The sequence below is a fragment of the Eubacterium limosum genome (assembly GCF_000807675.2).
GTDB classification, from domain to species: domain Bacteria; phylum Bacillota; class Clostridia; order Eubacteriales; family Eubacteriaceae; genus Eubacterium; species Eubacterium limosum.
Genome location: NZ_CP019962.1, coordinates 642,975 through 658,639, shown reverse-complemented (window position 1 = coordinate 658,639; position 15,665 = coordinate 642,975). Strand labels below are relative to the sequence as shown.

The 15,665-nt window shown below is 45.0% G+C and carries 17 protein-coding genes and 1 riboswitch; of the genes, 12 read left to right on the top strand and 5 right to left on the bottom strand.

The features are described 5' to 3' along the window. Nucleotides 1–16: 16 nt before the first annotated feature. The 3 genes from B2M23_RS03015 to trxA form a co-directional block, all read right to left on the bottom strand. A complete protein-coding gene (locus B2M23_RS03015) occupies nt 17–349 on the bottom strand; it encodes a helix-turn-helix domain-containing protein (RefSeq protein WP_013382809.1) in 333 nt (110 codons plus the stop codon). 89 nt (nt 350–438) lie between these two features. Then, nucleotides 439–526, bottom strand: a riboswitch (cyclic di-GMP riboswitch). A 91-nt stretch (nt 527–617) separates the two neighbouring features. Further along, nucleotides 618–953, bottom strand: a complete 336-nt coding sequence (locus B2M23_RS03010) for a helix-turn-helix domain-containing protein (RefSeq protein ID WP_052237369.1) — start codon at nt 951–953, stop codon at nt 618–620. 216 nt (nt 954–1,169) lie between these two features. After that, the gene (gene trxA, locus B2M23_RS03005) at nt 1,170–1,493 is read right to left on the bottom strand and encodes a thioredoxin (RefSeq protein WP_052237368.1); all 324 of its coding nucleotides are present in this window, start codon (nt 1,491–1,493) and stop codon (nt 1,170–1,172) included. Nucleotides 1,494–1,590: 97 nt separating this feature from the next. Between trxA and B2M23_RS03000 the strand changes: the two genes are divergently transcribed. The 8 genes from B2M23_RS03000 (at nt 1,591) to B2M23_RS02965 (ending at nt 8,159) form a co-directional block, all read left to right on the top strand. After that, on the top strand, nt 1,591–3,003 hold the full coding sequence (locus B2M23_RS03000) for an aminotransferase class I/II-fold pyridoxal phosphate-dependent enzyme (protein WP_081571083.1): 1,413 nt from the start codon (nt 1,591–1,593) through the stop codon (nt 3,001–3,003). Nucleotides 3,004–3,062: 59 nt separating this feature from the next. Further along, nucleotides 3,063–3,749, top strand: a complete 687-nt coding sequence (locus B2M23_RS02995) for a dTMP kinase (RefSeq protein ID WP_038353288.1) — start codon at nt 3,063–3,065, stop codon at nt 3,747–3,749. Beyond that, a complete protein-coding gene (locus B2M23_RS02990) occupies nt 3,736–3,999 on the top strand; it encodes a hypothetical protein (protein ID WP_038353287.1) in 264 nt (87 codons plus the stop codon). The genes B2M23_RS02995 and B2M23_RS02990 overlap by 14 nt, the downstream gene beginning before the upstream one ends. A gap of 12 nt (nt 4,000–4,011) precedes the next feature. Further along, nucleotides 4,012–4,974 carry a DNA polymerase III subunit delta' gene (holB, locus tag B2M23_RS02985; protein ID WP_052237367.1) on the top strand — a complete coding sequence of 321 codons (963 nt, stop codon included), beginning with the start codon at nt 4,012–4,014 and terminating at the stop codon, nt 4,972–4,974. A 19-nt stretch (nt 4,975–4,993) separates the two neighbouring features. Further along, nucleotides 4,994–5,893: a PSP1 domain-containing protein gene (locus B2M23_RS02980; protein WP_038353286.1), complete on the top strand. Its 900-nt coding sequence runs from the start codon at nt 4,994–4,996 to the stop codon at nt 5,891–5,893. A 66-nt stretch (nt 5,894–5,959) separates the two neighbouring features. Further along, complete coding sequence (locus B2M23_RS02975) at nt 5,960–6,130, top strand: 4Fe-4S ferredoxin (protein WP_013382801.1); 171 nt, start codon at nt 5,960–5,962, stop codon at nt 6,128–6,130. Between the two features lie 192 nt (nt 6,131–6,322). Continuing rightward, nucleotides 6,323–7,756: a sigma-54 interaction domain-containing protein gene (locus B2M23_RS02970; RefSeq protein WP_052237366.1), complete on the top strand. Its 1,434-nt coding sequence runs from the start codon at nt 6,323–6,325 to the stop codon at nt 7,754–7,756. A gap of 160 nt (nt 7,757–7,916) precedes the next feature. After that, the gene (locus tag B2M23_RS02965) at nt 7,917–8,159 is read left to right on the top strand and encodes a hypothetical protein (protein ID WP_038353285.1); all 243 of its coding nucleotides are present in this window, start codon (nt 7,917–7,919) and stop codon (nt 8,157–8,159) included. A gap of 80 nt (nt 8,160–8,239) precedes the next feature. Here B2M23_RS02965 and B2M23_RS02960 read toward each other — a convergent pair whose 3' ends face one another. Further along, nucleotides 8,240–9,679 carry a trimethylamine methyltransferase family protein gene (locus tag B2M23_RS02960; RefSeq protein ID WP_038353284.1) on the bottom strand — a complete coding sequence of 480 codons (1,440 nt, stop codon included), beginning with the start codon at nt 9,677–9,679 and terminating at the stop codon, nt 8,240–8,242. Between the two features lie 175 nt (nt 9,680–9,854). On the opposite strand from B2M23_RS02960, the gene B2M23_RS02955 reads away from it, so the two are divergent. Next, nucleotides 9,855–10,499 carry a TetR/AcrR family transcriptional regulator gene (locus tag B2M23_RS02955; RefSeq protein ID WP_038353283.1) on the top strand — a complete coding sequence of 215 codons (645 nt, stop codon included), beginning with the start codon at nt 9,855–9,857 and terminating at the stop codon, nt 10,497–10,499. A 39-nt stretch (nt 10,500–10,538) separates the two neighbouring features. On the opposite strand, the gene B2M23_RS02950 is transcribed toward B2M23_RS02955, so the two are convergent. Next, a complete protein-coding gene (locus B2M23_RS02950; protein WP_038353282.1) occupies nt 10,539–11,189 on the bottom strand; it encodes a TetR/AcrR family transcriptional regulator in 651 nt (216 codons plus the stop codon). 194 nt (nt 11,190–11,383) lie between these two features. Between B2M23_RS02950 and B2M23_RS02945 the strand changes: the two genes are divergently transcribed. The 3 genes from B2M23_RS02945 to B2M23_RS02935 are packed head-to-tail and all read left to right on the top strand — an operon-like array spanning nt 11,384 to nt 15,657. Further along, a complete protein-coding gene (locus tag B2M23_RS02945) occupies nt 11,384–12,820 on the top strand; it encodes a trimethylamine methyltransferase family protein (RefSeq protein ID WP_038353281.1) in 1,437 nt (478 codons plus the stop codon). A 17-nt stretch (nt 12,821–12,837) separates the two neighbouring features. Continuing rightward, complete coding sequence (locus tag B2M23_RS02940) at nt 12,838–14,106, top strand: MFS transporter (RefSeq protein ID WP_038353280.1); 1,269 nt, start codon at nt 12,838–12,840, stop codon at nt 14,104–14,106. A 42-nt stretch (nt 14,107–14,148) separates the two neighbouring features. Next, a complete protein-coding gene (locus tag B2M23_RS02935; protein WP_038353279.1) occupies nt 14,149–15,657 on the top strand; it encodes a BCCT family transporter in 1,509 nt (502 codons plus the stop codon). Nucleotides 15,658–15,665 lie beyond the last annotated feature (8 nt).

Here is a 15,665-nt window from a genome sequence, read left to right as displayed (position 1 = left end):
ATCCGGGGATTTTTATTTATTTTTTCAATTTAAAGCCGTCAGTCATCACCTTGATGACATCGCACACGATTTTGGACTGCTCGTCATCAAGCCCTTCCATTGCAGTGGACAGAAAGTGAATCCGGCTGGTAAAGGACTCGACGGGGAAATCGGTAAGAAGTGCGCTGACAGGAACCTCCAGTGCTTCGGAAATGGTGATGAGCGTTTCAAGTTTGGGCAGATGGGTGCCGCGTTCCAGCATGCTCAGATAATTCGGTGTAATATGAACACGTTCCGCGAGCTGGTATTGCGTCAGTTTTTTATCAAGACGGGCTTCACGAATATGCCTGCCAATAACTTTATTATCCATTGTGATTAACTCCTCTGCGTGAGATTGGGGCAATAAAAAGACCCCGGCATAAACCAAGGCAGGGAGATTGCATTCAGTAAGTTTAATACCCGAGCAACCGGCTGTCGTTTCATCTGGAGATGAATTAGACCCTTGGCTTTGCGTCACTACCTTTCAATAGTTTTGCCCTATTTCAAAATGATTCGGATGTATATTATTTACTATAACTCACAATGCGAATGAAGTCAATATTCAATTATAGTTTTGTTCAAGAATTTAAACAAATAATTTAGTCATTTGTTGTTTTGAAATGGTCGCACATTAGCTTGACCATATCCTGAACTAATGCAAGCTGTTCGTCCGTTAGATTGTCAGACGGAATACAGAAAGAGGGATACAAATCTTTCCAAGACTCCGTTTGATCCTCCATCAGAAGGTCGTCGGCGGAAACGGACAAGACATTGGCAAGATTGATAAAGGTTTCCAGCCGGGGCAGTTGCGCGCCCCTTTCAATGATACTGAGATAAGTGGGGGTGATACCGGCCTTTTTAGCCAGCTGGTTTTGTGTAAGATGGGCGTCTTTTCGAAACTGGCGAAGCCGCTGCCCGAGGTATTTACTGTTCATCTGGAGTTCCTCCCGAGTGTTTGACAGATAGGATTGAAAATAAGGAAGCTATAAACAATTTTCATAGTAACATATTTTCAAAAAAGGTTCAAGGATTTTCGAAATAATAGTTATAAAAATGGAATAAAAAGAGAAACGTCTTGTATTGTAAGAGAAAATATAATAAAAAGTAGTTCGATAAAAAAAGACCATGCCCGGAGCACAGTCTGAAAAAACTTATAAATTTTTTAGGGTATCAATGTATTCCTGCTTGTCGCGGCTTCCTACGAAACGTTCGACTTCACTGCCGTCCTTTAAGAATACACAAGTCGGGATGCTCATGACATGAAACTGTCTGGCCAGATCGGTGTTTTCATCCACGTTCAGCTTACAGATCTTAGCGGTTGCAGGGACTTCGCCGGCGATTTCTTCGATGATCGGAAGAAGAGCCTTGCAGGGACCACACCATTCAGCCCAAAAATCGACCATAACAGGGCCTTCCGTATAGTTTAGCACTTCCGCTTCAAAGTTAGTCATATCGACAGAGATGATATTTGCCATCTTTTTCACTCCTTGAATTTTTTTACAGTGATTATCATATCAATAATCTATCTAAAAATAAAGGGGAAAAATCCAGATTTTATGATAAAATAAATCCATGAAAAAACGACTTTTATATACAAGATTACAAGAACTGAGTGACAGAGGGGCTTTGCGGTTCCATATGCCGGGGCACAAGGGAAAAATTTGCTTTGATAATGAGAACTGGGCAACCCTGGATACAACAGAAGTGCCTGGGGCGGATAATCTGCACGATCCCTCCGATATTCTTTTAAGGGTTCAGGAAAAGCTGGCAGAAGCTTATGGATCAGAGGAGGCCTGTATTCTGGTGGGTGGCAGCACAGCCGGCATACAGAGTGCTGTTATGGGCGTTTGCAGGGAAGGCGACAGCCTTCTGGTGCCGCTGAACTGCCACCGTTCTGTTTATGCGGGGTTGGCATTGGGCAGGGTAAAGGGCATTTATTTTGAACCGGAATACGATACTCGGCTGGGCTTTGGAAAATGCATTACCCCGGAGCAGGTAGAAAAAAAACTGACAGAGCATCCAGAGGTAAAGGGGATGATCCTGGTCAATCCCACCTATTACGGCACTGTCAGTGATGTGGCCGCCATTGCGGAGCTGCTTCACAAAAGGGGAAAGGTGCTGATCGTGGACGAGGCTCACGGAGCACATCTGAAATTTTGTGCTGCACTGCCGCCGGACGCGGTAACCTGCGGGGCAGATATTGTTATCCAGAGCACGCACAAACTTTTGGGCGCTTTTACCCAGAGCTCCCTGCTGCATATGCAGGGACCATTGGTGGAAAGGCGCCGTGTTAAAAAGTTTCTGGCCATGCTTCAGTCCTCAAGCCCCAGCTATCTTTTGATGATGAGTGTGGAAAACGCTGTGGATGAAGCCTGTGAAAAGGGAGAAGCCGTTTTTCAGGCAATCGCAGAGCGTTGGGATTATTATCAGAAACAGGCAGGAGCAGGCGACTGCATTGTCCTGTACACTCCGGGAGAAGGACAGCTCTATGATAAAAGCAAATGGCTGCTGATGGTAAAGGACGGCCGGGGCACGGCTGCTGAAAGGCGGCTGCTTGCAGAGTTTAACATCCAGTGTGAGATGTCTGGTTTTAATTATGTGCTGGCCATGACAGGAATCGGTACTACCGTTGACGAACTGGACCGGCTGATGGCAGCAGTGGCCGATATGAACAGAGAATGCCCAGAGGCCACAGAGCCACCAAAGGTCGAATTTGTCAGTCTTTGGAAGCACGAGGAGAAATATCCCCTTTGGCAGGCGCTCTACAATATGGAAACTGGGAGAATGCCTCTGGAGGACGCTGTTGGCAGAGCGGCGGCAGGCTTTGTTATTCCATATCCTCCGGGAATACCAGTGCTGCTGCCAGGGAGCCTGGTAACAGAGGAAACTGTCGCAGAGCTGTTGAGACGGCAGAGAAATGGCGAAGCTGTTGTGGGTATAGACAGTGAAGGAATGATTGAGGTCATTCTCAATTCTTCGTTTTAATGCATGGGTCGTTATGATATAATAATGCCTGAAACAAAATGAGAAAAGAAGGTTTATCAATGGAAAATAAAGGACAGCTGATTGTCATCGAGGGTGTTGACGGCAGCGGTAAGCAGACACAGACAGAAAAGCTCTACGACCGCCTGAAAAGGGAGGGGCAGCGGGTCATGAAGGTTTCCTATCCCCGTTACGATAAGGAGTCCTCCGCCATGGTGCGGCTGTACCTGTCCGGTGCCTTTGGAAATGACCCGGACAGCATCAGCCCTTATATCGCATCGACCTTTTATGCGGCTGACCGCTATGCGTCCTACAAGGAGGATTACGAAGCTTTTTATAAGGACGGCGGCATTGTAATCGCCGACCGCTATACCACCTCGAATATGGTCCATCAGGCAGGAAAAATCAGCGATCCCAGAGAGCGCCGCCGCTTTATGGACTGGCTGTCAGATTATGAGTTTAATAAGATGGAGCTGCCTGTACCCGACGCGGTTTTCTTTTTGAATATACCGCCAGAGATCAACTTCAGGCTGATGGAGGGCCGCGCCAATAAAATTACGGGTGAGGCGGAAAAGGATATACATGAAAAAAGCCCGGAGCACCTAATCCACGCTTATCAGAACGCCCTTGAGCTTATTGAAAAGTACAACTGGACAGAGATTGTATGCGTCTCGGAGGGAAAGCTCCGCAGCATTGAGGATATACACGAAGAAATATATGAGAGGGTGATGACAAGTGGAACGGTTTGAGGATCGCTATGCGCTTTTGAAGGTAGCCTATTCGGACATGGAATTTGCCATGACGCGGAGTTTTCTGGAGGCGAACGGCATTAAGGTCACCTCTCGGGAAAAGGGCTTCGGCGGCCCGATCCGCAGTATTTTTATGGGGACTTTCACCACGGCCAACATTGAGATATTTGTAGACCCCAGAGACCTTGAGGAAGCAAAAGAGCTGCTGAAAACAGATTTTTCGGAGCTAGCCGAGGAAGAATGGCACTAGGGAGGAGCAGGCATGTTTAAGGCGGTTGTTGAACAGGAGCGGATCAAAAAGCTTCTGGCGGGGAGTATTGCCAATCATGAGGTGAGCCACGCCTATCTCTTTGTGGGGAAAAAGGGCATTGGCAAGACCATGATGGCCCTTGAGTTCGCAAAGGCTCTTTTGTGCCGGGACGATGAAAAGCCCTGCGGCGCCTGCATTCCCTGTGAGAAGATCGAGCACGGAAACCACCCGGATGTTTTGATTACCCAGCCTGGAAAGGGCGAGAGCGCCATTAAAATTGACCAGGTCCGTAAGCTCATCGCCACGCTGCCGGTCAAGCCCTTTGAAAGCGAGCTGAGGGTCAGCATCATAAAGGGCGGAGATAAAATGACGCCAGAGGCTCAGAACGCCCTGTTAAAATCGCTGGAGGAGCCGGAGCCCCATAATGTTTTCATCATTACAGCGGAAAATCTGGAAAAAATGCTGAATACCATCCGTTCACGCTGCCAGGTCCTGAGCTTTGAGCCGGTCTCAGATGCGGGGATCCGTGAGATTTTGAAACAGAAGGGCTGCGCCCCAGGCGAGGCGGTAGATCAGGCCATCTACAGCTGTGAGGGATCACCGGGAAAGGCTTTAGAATTTCTTGAAAATACCGAGCTGGAAAGCTTAAAAATTGAGGCACTCAATGTATTTTATGCTATACTTAAGGGAGATACCTTTAAGGCGTTCGCTTTCAGTGAAAAAATAGGGAAGGATAAAAACACCAGCGCTGAGGTCCTGAATTTTCTGCTTGTCTGGTTTCACAGCATGGCGCTGTTTCTGGAAGGCGCGGAGGATGAAGGAAATCCTTATTACAGCTGGCAGGTAAAATACGCTTCGGTTTTGACGCCGCGTCAAAACAGCCGAATCGCAGAGATCCTTTTTGAGTTTATGAACACCCTGCAGTATAATGTCAACCTGAGGCTGCAGTGGGAAAGCGTCCTATTAAAAATATAAATTACAGGAGATACTATAGATGGCAAAATCAGTGGTTGGAGTCCGATTTAAAAAAGTCGGTAAAATTTATTATTTTGATCCACAGAATCTGGAAGTAGAGCAGTACGACCATGTCATTGTCGAGACTGTCCGCGGCGTGGAGTACGGCGAGATTGCCCTTGGACCGAGGGAGATCGAGGACGATTTGATCACAGCGCCCATTAAGCCCGTTATCAGGAAAGCTACCGAGAAGGATACATCGGATTTTGAGCGGCTGAAGCGCAAGGAAATCGAGGCAAAGGATATTTTTATCGAAAAGGCAAGAGCCCACAAGCTTGAGATGAAGCTCATTGATGTGGAGTATACCTTTGATAAGAAGAAGGCGATCTTTTATTTTACAGCCGACGGCCGCGTGGATTTCAGAGATCTGGTCAAGGATCTGGCAGCTGTGTTTAAGGTGCGCATTGAGCTGCGCCAGATCGGTGTCCGGGATGAGGCCAAGATTTTTAAGGGGCTGGGCGTATGCGGGAGAACCACCTGTTGTGCTCAGTGGCTGGGCGATTTCACCCCTGTGTCCATTAAAATGGCCAAGGAGCAGAACTTATCCCTGAATTCGACCAAAATATCCGGTATCTGCGGCAGGCTGCTGTGCTGCCTGACCTATGAACAGGAATTTTATGAGGAAGTCACCAGGAAGATGCCAAGAGTCGGCCAGCAGGTCATTACGCCGGACGGCGAGGGCGAGGTGTTTAAGTTAAGTATTCTTGAGGAAACGGTCTTTGTCAAAATGCAGATGGAAAAGGACGAAACGGAAGTCCGAAAATATCTGTTAGCGGATATCCAGAAGAAAAAGCAGGAAAAAAAGCCCGAGCGTAAGCCTGAGCGGAAACGCGAAAAAAAATCTGAAAAAAAACCTGAAAAAGGCAAAAAAGATAAATAATTGTCTTGCTTTAAATCAAGAATAAGATATAATAAAATAAATGTTGTTCAGAAAGGGGTGTATTAAATGGCTTACAAAATCACAGACGAATGTATCGCTTGCGGTTCTTGTGCAGATCAATGTCCAGTAGAAGCAATTTCTGAAGGTTCTATCTACGAAATTGATGAAGCTTTATGTACAGATTGCGGCGCTTGCGCTGATCAGTGCCCAGTAGAAGCAATTGTACCTGAAGACTAATAAGAATACAAAAAGAAAACACCATTCCGCGCGGATGGTGTTTTTTTCTTGCCGCCGGTAGATATGTATCCCGATTTTTAAGAATACAAAGGCTGCGAATTTAACTGGAAAAAGTAAGTGCCGCTATGATATAATACTTCTATTGAAATCGTATAGCGTTTGAGAGGATTCAGAAGACAACAGAGGTGCCTTATGGGAAAAATAAACAAAGAATTTGGAATTGATGAGGAGTACCTGGAATATCTCCGTTCCATTCCGGTGGACGTCTATATTAAAATTCTGGAAAACTGTTCATCGGATGTGTATGTGATGGACAAAGAGGGGAAGATTATTTACGTTAATCCCAACTCCATCCGCCATTATGGGGTAGACCCTAAAGAGATGATCGGTCAGAATAACTATTCTTTCAGAAAGGGGAAGTGGACGCCGACGGCTCTGGAAAAATGTGTTAAGGAAAAACGGACTGTCTTTGCAGAGCAGAACTATCTTCTCATTGGAAAAAGTGTTTCAACGGTGCTCACCCCCATTTTTGATAAGGACGGCGAGATCGAAATGGTCGTGACCATTGCCAATGAAATCCCTGAAAAATATGACATGACCTGGCGAAAGATGGACGGTGAGAAGAGCAAGGCCGGAAGCAAGAGCAAAACCCATACAATAGAGGCTGAGGATGGCAAAGATGACGATGAGATTGTGGGACAGAGCTATATTTTCTGCAAGATTCTGCTGACCATTAAAAAGGTTTCGGAATCGGACGTCCCAATCCTTTTAACCGGAGAGTCTGGGGTAGGCAAGACACTGATTGCCGAATACGTGCACAAAACAAGCCTGAGGGCCTCAAAGCCGTTCTGGGCCATTAACTGTGCCACGATACCGGAAAACCTTCTGGAATCGGAATTATTCGGTTATGCGCCCCATGCCTTTACAGGGGCAAGCGCCAAAGGAAAAGTAGGCCTTGTGGAACTGGCAGACGGCGGCACGCTGTTCCTTGATGAAATCGGCGAGATGGCGCCGGGACTTCAGGCCAAACTGCTGGACGTTCTGGAAAATAAGCGCTTTATTCAGGTGGGCGGCAGTGAAATGAAACATGTAGATATCCGTATTGTGGCCGCCACCAACGCGAACCTCGAAAAACTGGTCTCGGAAAAGAAGTTCCGTTCAGATCTGTACTGGCGGATCAATACCATCAATATTGAGATTCCTGCACTCAGGGAGCGCCGGGAAGATATTCTTCCTTTGACAGCCTATTTTCTGAAAAAATATAATAAAAAATATGGAAAAGATATTGATTTTTCGCCAAAGTCCATGGCGATCCTCATCGCCTACGACTGGCCCGGCAATATTCGGCAGCTGAAAAACCTCATGGAGCGGACGGTTCTTCTGTCCACCAGCGGACCGGTTGCGCCGAAGGATTTACCGGAATTTATGATTGAGGGTACGGCCATGGTAGAGGAGACCTATAAGGAAAGTTATGATTATATTCTGGAAAGCGTTGGGAAACAGCTGATCCGTGAGTCCTATAAAAAATACAGAAATATGAAAAAGGTTGCTGAGGATCTGGACATCAGCCATTCTAAGGCCTTTCGGCTGGTGAGTGAATACTGTAAGGATTTGATGAAAAAATAGACGACTTGAGACGGAGTGTCTGGATAAAAGGCTCCGTCTGTTTTTATGTAAAAACAAGGGAATGTGTGAAAAATTATTATAAATAAAAGGTGCTCTATTTTTTGCTGAAGCACAAAAATCAACCCATACAAACAAAAGAAAACGTATACTTTTCGAAGAAATGATTGAAAATAATATGGGAGATACCACGCCATTTGTCATTGGATTTCTGGAAATAATTTTTAGCGCTGTGGAAAGTTTATATAACGGACTTTTAGAAAAAAGAGACGGGCTGGAATATTACAGAAAAATGATGGAAGCATGTGGATATTTCAAGGATAAGATAAGCCTGGAATGCGCTTATGTGCTTCTCCAAACCTCATTATTTTCTGAATCGGTGACAGAAAATCCGATAAAGTTGTGATGCCTGGGACAATGGAGAATTGAGGCGTGCAGATCAATGGACGCTCTCAATTCTCCATAAAAGGGTTTGATGTTTTTATACTAAATGCTTTCTCTGTATTCGGGCGGAAGGTATGGGTTCAATAATTCCTGCTGTTCCTTGGTAATATCTGGCTGTACGTAGGATTTGATTCTTTCGTCAACCGCTTTCCGGGCAACCTCTAAAACAGAGTGTGAGCCTTCGTTTTGCCAGACATTAACATCCTGTTTGTTAAAATATTTAGGCAGATAGAACTCTTCGCGGTACATTTTGGGAGTTCTTCCGGTGATAAAGGAACCTCGAGGACCAGCCTTTTTCAATGCGTCGAAGCAGACTTTTTCTTCAGAAGGATCAATTCCCTGAACCATTCTTCTTGCAAAGGCAATACATTCTTCGTCCAGAATAAATTTTTCATAGCTGTAAAGATTCATGCTGCCCATCATGCCGCTCGCATGGTAGATTAAATCAGTACCACATTCCATACAGGACTGGATCATGAACATGGATTCCGCGCCGGACTGATAGTCGGTGTCTTTGGCGTCAGATTGTGCACCGCCGGTACGGCAGGGAACATCATAGAAGTCGGACATGGCTGCAGTGGCGTAGCACATGAGCATGGTTTCCGGAGCGCCAAAGCTTAGCAGTAAGGTACGCAGATTGGTAGAGGCGGAGGTGTTGCCGTAAATAACCGGTACGCCAGGTTTAATCATCTGAGCCAGTGCGTTAATGGCCAGAATTTCAGCGTTGGTCATTACGAGCGTTGCCATAACCGACGGCGGAGCGGTCATGCCGGGCATTGCACAGGGGGAGAACCAGAGCGGCTGGTTTTGTTCACAGAAGGCAAACATTTTTTCAAGAGGCGCAAAATCATAGCAAAGCGGAGAAATAGAATTGACACAGAAGGAGTTGACGTGTTTTTCACTGTCTTCAATGCCTTCAAATTTACGGATGAGGTCAATGCTTTTTAACGTGGCGTTGTAAATTTTGCCCTCGTCCATTAAAAAGGTGTCGGGATCAATACAGGCCGGCTGTTTTCCGTATTTCAGCAGCAGCGCTTCGGAGGCGTAAATTTTTTGATCTTCGTTTAAATGGTCGTCGTTAGGGAGAAAATCAATGTATTGATAACCGATTTCATCGCTGGTCGAAGTTAATTTAAGAAAATTGATGATGTCCTGGTTAACGGTTTTACGGATAACACCATTTTCGGTAATATAGACCGGGCCGCCGCTTGGCATGGTAATACGGCTTTCATTACCGATGGTTAAATTGCCCTTGGTGTTTGAGGTCAATTCAAAAACTGAAGGAGCAAGCTTCATGGCGTTTACGACGGTTTCCTCATCAAAATATGCAACGCAGCCGTCAAGTTTGACGCCGTTTTTTGCCAGAAGGTCCAGAGCACGCTGATTTTCAAAGCGTACGCCGATTTCTTTCAATACACGCAGAGACTGCTCGTGAATACTTTCAATGGTTTCTTTTGAGACATAGTGGCTATACTTTTTCATAAAAGACTCCTTTTAAAAATTTAAATTAAACGGTTTAATTTTCATGAGTGTATTATACAGCCATAATTATAGTATGTCAAGAATAAAATTTAAACGGTTTAATTATTTTTGAAGATTTTTTAGTCAGAATATGTTATAATAGAAACACACAAAAATTATTTGATTGAGGCATTTTATGGAGTACAAAAAAGGTAAGGAAACAAAAGAAAAGATTTTAAGTACTGTCAAACAATCTTTTTATGAGGTGGGATTTAAAAAGACCACCATGCGTTCAATTGCAGACGCTCTGGGAACAAATCAGGCGTTGATCTATTATTATTTTGACAGTAAATATGAGTTGGCGCACCGCATTATTGACGAACATTTTTACAGGGCATCAACGGTATTTAAAAAATATATTGACGCGGAGGAGGATTTGTTTTTATTTTCTTTGCTGCTGGTTCGGGCAGTTTTGAGAGAAATCTATCAGAATCCAAGGGATTTGGAGCTTTACCTTCACGCTTATGAAAAACCATACTGTGATAAATCACAGGTTGAGTACTGTATGCTGGTGTGCCAGGAGCATGGGATGTCTGTAGATAAAAAAATGGCTGAGATCGCGGTGCTCTCGACAACCAGCGTCTGGAGCCAGCTCTATTTTAATGCGAAGCTGCTGTCCTCGCCTGTGGATTTGGATGAGATACGGGACACAACAGATATTTTAAGATGGTGCTATCTGGGCTTCAGCAGAGAGGAAGTCCTTGAAAAAATAAAGGAGGCAAAGCAGCTTCTGGAAACTATACCGATACAGGGAATCCCGTTATTGGGAAAGATGAATTAAAAAACATCATCTCAGCTGTGGCTGAGATGATGTTTTTGTTCACTGTTTTTCTAAAATGCGGATATTCATAATGGGCAGAGATGCGAGCAGTTCCTCAGCCTGCTTTATTTTATCAATGATAAAGTCTGGTTCAAAACCCAGATAAGACCATCGCATGATATCGATGGAATCCATGATATCCCGGTGAGTGAAGTGGTCTCTGTAGGGAACATCCTCGTTGGTATACAGTTGGCCCCATGAGGAGGAGGTGGACAGAACCGCGATATCAATTTTTTTGCGGTCGATGGGATAATGATAAAAATCCAGAATTTTAACGCAGTTTTCCACAAGATCAGAGTCATAGTAGGATTGCTGATAAACCTCGACATAGAAGTTGAAATCCCATTCGTTATCATAAATTTCCCGCAGCCCGAAGCGGTAGAGGGCTAAAAGGCGAAGAAGCGGATCTTCAAACGACATATTGGCCGTCAGTTTGTTAAAGGCTACCTCTGCCTTCTGGTGAAATTCGTCAACAATATGGTGGGCAATGTCGTATTTCCCATTGAAATGGTAATAAGCCAATGCGTGGTTGATGCCGGCTTCTTTTGCAATGTTACGGATCGTTGTTTTTTTAAATCCAATTTCATAAAATGATTTTTTGGCAAGGTTGAAAATCTTATCGCGGGTTTCCTTGCTTTTTTTATATTCCATTGTTTCCTCTTTTCATGATATTGATCAATAATTGTGTTGCTGTGCTTATTCTATCACATTTCTCAAAACTTTTACAACATAAAAATTAACCCGTTTAAAAAAGTGTTGACACAATCGTAAAATCATGATATCCTACAGTTACAAAAAATTAACCGGTTTAAATTTTTAGAATGAAAAAACGAGGAGAGAGAACGTTGAAGAAATTTAGTCATTATGTTTCGAAAGAAAATATCGAGCGCATCCACGAAGAGTCACTAAGAATTTTAAAAGAGGTCGGCGTACGTTTTGAGCATCCAAAAGCTTTAGAATTATTCAAAGAGCATGGTGCAGAGATTGAGGAGGACATTGTTTTTATAAGCGAAGATTTGGTGAATCAGGCCGTAGCACAGTGTCCAGAGACCTTTGAGCTGTATTCGACAAAGGGGTCTGTCACCATTGGCGATGGCAGCCGCGTTAATATGCCTGCCTGTGGTGCAGTATATGTCGAGGACCATAATTCCATCCGCCGTATGCGCAATGAGGATACCATCAATATTTTCAAACTGGCGTCTACCAGTCCGGCAACAGATTATAATTACATGGACTATTTCGCGGATACTACTAATTTTACAAAAGAACAGAAAATTTTTTCGAATGTTGGCATGCTTTTAAAATACAGCCCGCAGATCGCCTGCTTTGACCCGGATACCTTTTCAGTACCGCATGAGGAGCTTTTTGACACAACGGTAAAAAGCCTTAAAATCATCAAGGCCTTTGAAGGAGTAGAGGAACAGGAGCGCTATGTTAATTCCTTCTGTGTCAATTCCTTATCGCCGCTTTGCTATGATTTTGCACCTATTGAAAAGATGCTGGCCTTCTGTGCTGAAAAGCAGCCAATCTGGTTTACACCCTGCGCGATGCCGGCTTTAACCTCACCGCCATCTGTTTTTGCAACTGTAAGCCTGACCAACGCAGAAATACTGGCGGGCTTAACGCTGGCACAGCTTGCCTGTCCGGGAGTGCCGGTCATTTACGGAAATACCTCAGCCTCTACGGATTTGAGAAGTATTCTTTTGAGCATCGGATCACCGGAGACCGCTTTAATGGTCTATGCGGCTGTAGCCATGGCGGACTATTATAAAATGCCATGCCGAAGCGGCGGAAGCCTGAGCGACGCAAAGGATCTGGACTACCAGACTGGCGCGGAATCTATGCTGGTGTTAAACGCGACCTATGAATCCGGCGTTGACCTGATCCTTCACGCCTGCGGTATTATGGGCTCCTTTAATATCTTCAGCTACGAAAAATATATGCTGGATGAAGACACCTTGCTCTACGCAAGACGAATGGCCGCTGGAATTGATACCTCCGAAGAAAAAGGCTGCTTTGATTTGATCAGGAAAATCGGCCCGCGCGGCTCTTACTTAAAGGGCAGAACGCCAAAGATGTACCGCGAAGAATTTGTTATGCCAAAATTCTTTAACAAGCAAGACCCTAACGTATGGCAGAACGAAGGACGGCACTCCTTAAAAGAAGTGGCTGAAAATGTAGTAAAGGAAAGAATTGCCTCTTATCAGCCGCCGGAAATCACAAAAGAGCAGAACGATATTGTAGCCCCGTATATTCCTGAAGAATATCGGGAAAATATTTAGAAAATTAGGAGAAAAAAATGGATAGCACTGCTAAAAACTCGAAAGTTAAAAAGTATGTGGCACTTTTTGCATTGATTCTTGCGGGAAGTACAATTTATGAACTTCCCTATTTGAGCTATAATTATTATGACGTGATTCTGGAGGCCATGAATATTTCAAATTCTCAGCTTGGTCTGCTGATGAGTATTTTTGGTTTCATCTCAATGATTGGTTACTTTCCTGGCGGTTACCTGGCTGACCGCCTGTCTGCCAGAAAGCTGATTGCCTTCTCACTGGTGGGAACAGGCGCTCTTGGACTGCTATTGTCAACGTATCCGTCTTACCCTGTGCTTGTTTTTATTTATGTTATGTACGGTGTTCTTTCATCATTGACCTTCTGGGCTGCTATGCTGAAGGCCACAAGACAGCTGGGCGACAGCAGCGAGCAGGGAAGACTGTTTGGAATGCGCGAAAGCGGAACGGGTATTATGCCAGTGCTCTATGGGATGGTAATACTGTTCATCTTTAACACCACCGGGGCCAACTATCTGGCGCTGCGCTGGGTTATTATAGGCTATGCGATTTTAGCCATCATCGGAGGTGTTTTTGCATGGTTTGGCCTGAATGATAATAAACCGACGGATAACCCGGAAGAAAAAACAGGAGCGTCTGTCAAAGATCTTGTCAAGGTTGTTAAAATGCCGAAGCTCTGGCTTTTATCCATTGTTGTCTTTTCTGTCTGTTCCATTTATGCGTCTTACTCTTATTTAACCCCCTATTTAACAGAATTCTTTGGACTGTCAGCCTCGACAGCCGCATTTCTGGGAATTCTGCGTATTTATGGAATGGCGATTGTAGGCGGTCTCATCAGTGGTTTTATTGCGGATAAGATCGGTTCAAACATTAAGGTGATCTTTTTCACCTCCGTTATCCCGGTTATCTGCTATGCTGCGTATATGATCATTCCGAATAATCCTCAGTATCTTGGCGTATTTATCGCTTTTATGCTGGCAACAGGACTTTCAATGTTCATGCTCAGAGGGATCTACTTTGCAGCCATTGATGAACTGAAAATTCCGCTGTCCTACAGCGGTACAGCAATGGGCTTTGTCTCTCTGGTCGGCTTCATTCCAGAAGCTTATATTTATAGCCTGATCGGTAACTGGATGGATAAATATCCTGGAATTGGCGGATATCAGCATATCTTTGTGTACATGATTGTGGTGACCGCCATTGGGTTAGTAGCGGCTGGTGTTTTGTTCAGACAAATTCGGAAAAGTAAAGAACAGACAGCGGAAGTGGAGTAAGCAATAAAAAGACCTTTCAATGCTTAGAATAGAGGCGCTCATATGAAATACAGACAAATTCGGTGGGGTGTTTTTTTGCCGCCGGCCATATTGTTTATTGGATGTATCCTTTGGAATCTTTGTGACGGGGCGGGTTTTTCCGCTCTGGCCACAGCTTTTTATGACTGGATTCTTAATTATTTCGGCTGGGCGTTTCTGCTGACAGCTGTGGTTTCCCTTGGCGTCTGCGTATGGATTTATTTTTCGCCGCTGGGCAAGGTTAGAATTGGCGGTCCCACGGCTAAACCAAAGCTTACGAACTGGAACTGGTTCACAGTAACGCTCGGGACGACCATTGCAGCAGGGATTGTATTCTGGGGAGCGGCTGAACCGGTACAGCATATTCTGTACCCTCCAGAATCAAGCGGTATCACTGCAATGACCGCAGAGTCGGCTCGTTTTGCCATGGCGGCAATTTACAGGCACTGGACGGTGCTGCCCTACGCCATGTATACCCTGCTGGCGGTGATGTTCGCCTATGGCTGCTATAATATGAAGGCTTCTTTTTCCATTGGGTCGATGATGGCGCCATTGATTTCTGAAAAGCGCCGGGGAAGGATAAACGGACTCATTGATGTGGTCTGTGTTTTTTCACTGGTGACAGGTCTTTCAGCGTCCCTTGGCATTGGAACCTTAAGCATTAACAGTGGTTTGGGCAGGCTTTTTGGTTTGCCGTCTAACCCGGCGGTCTGGCTTGTGATTATTGTCCTTGTAGGCGGGATTTCTGTTATCTCGGCCATTTCAGGTATAAAAAAAGGGATTACACTTTTATCAAATATCAATGTTGGAATATACATTTTTATTCTTTTGTTTATCCTGTGCTTTGGCGGGACGCTCTTTATTGTATCCTTTGGGATTGAAGGAGCAGGGGAGTTTTTAGATACTTTTTTCTCCGGCGCACTCTTTACGGGTGTCTTGGAGCATGATCCCTGGACTAAGAACTGGACCATGTACTATTTTGGTAACTGGATGGCCTGGACGCCCATCACGGCTGTGTTTCTCGGGCAGATCAGCTATGGAAGAACTATCCGGGAGATCATAAAAATGAATCTGCTTCTTACGGCACTGTTCAGTGTCTTGTGGTTTATGATTATCTCCGGCGCAACGGTAAATATTCTGTTTAACACGCCGGGATGTGGATTAGTGGAGGCCTACCAGCTGGGCTATGAGAATGTTATTTACCAGCTTTTCAAAAATCTGCCAATGGCGGAGCTCATGGTCCCGGTTTATCTTGCGGCAGTATTGATCTCCTTTGTGACTGCGGCGGATTCTTCGACGGTTGCCATTACCAATCTGTGCTGCCGCCAGTCAAAAAGCGAAACAGTGGACAGTCCGGCATACCTCAAGGTTGTGTGGGGCGTCATTGTCGGTATCGTTACATGGATTATGATGGGGATCGGTGACGGGCTGACAGGAATAAAAATGCTGTCCAATATCGGCGGTCTGGCAGCGATGTTTCTGATCATCGGCGTTATTGCCAGCGCCGTGGTTTTAATAAGGAAAACGAAATAAAAAGGGAC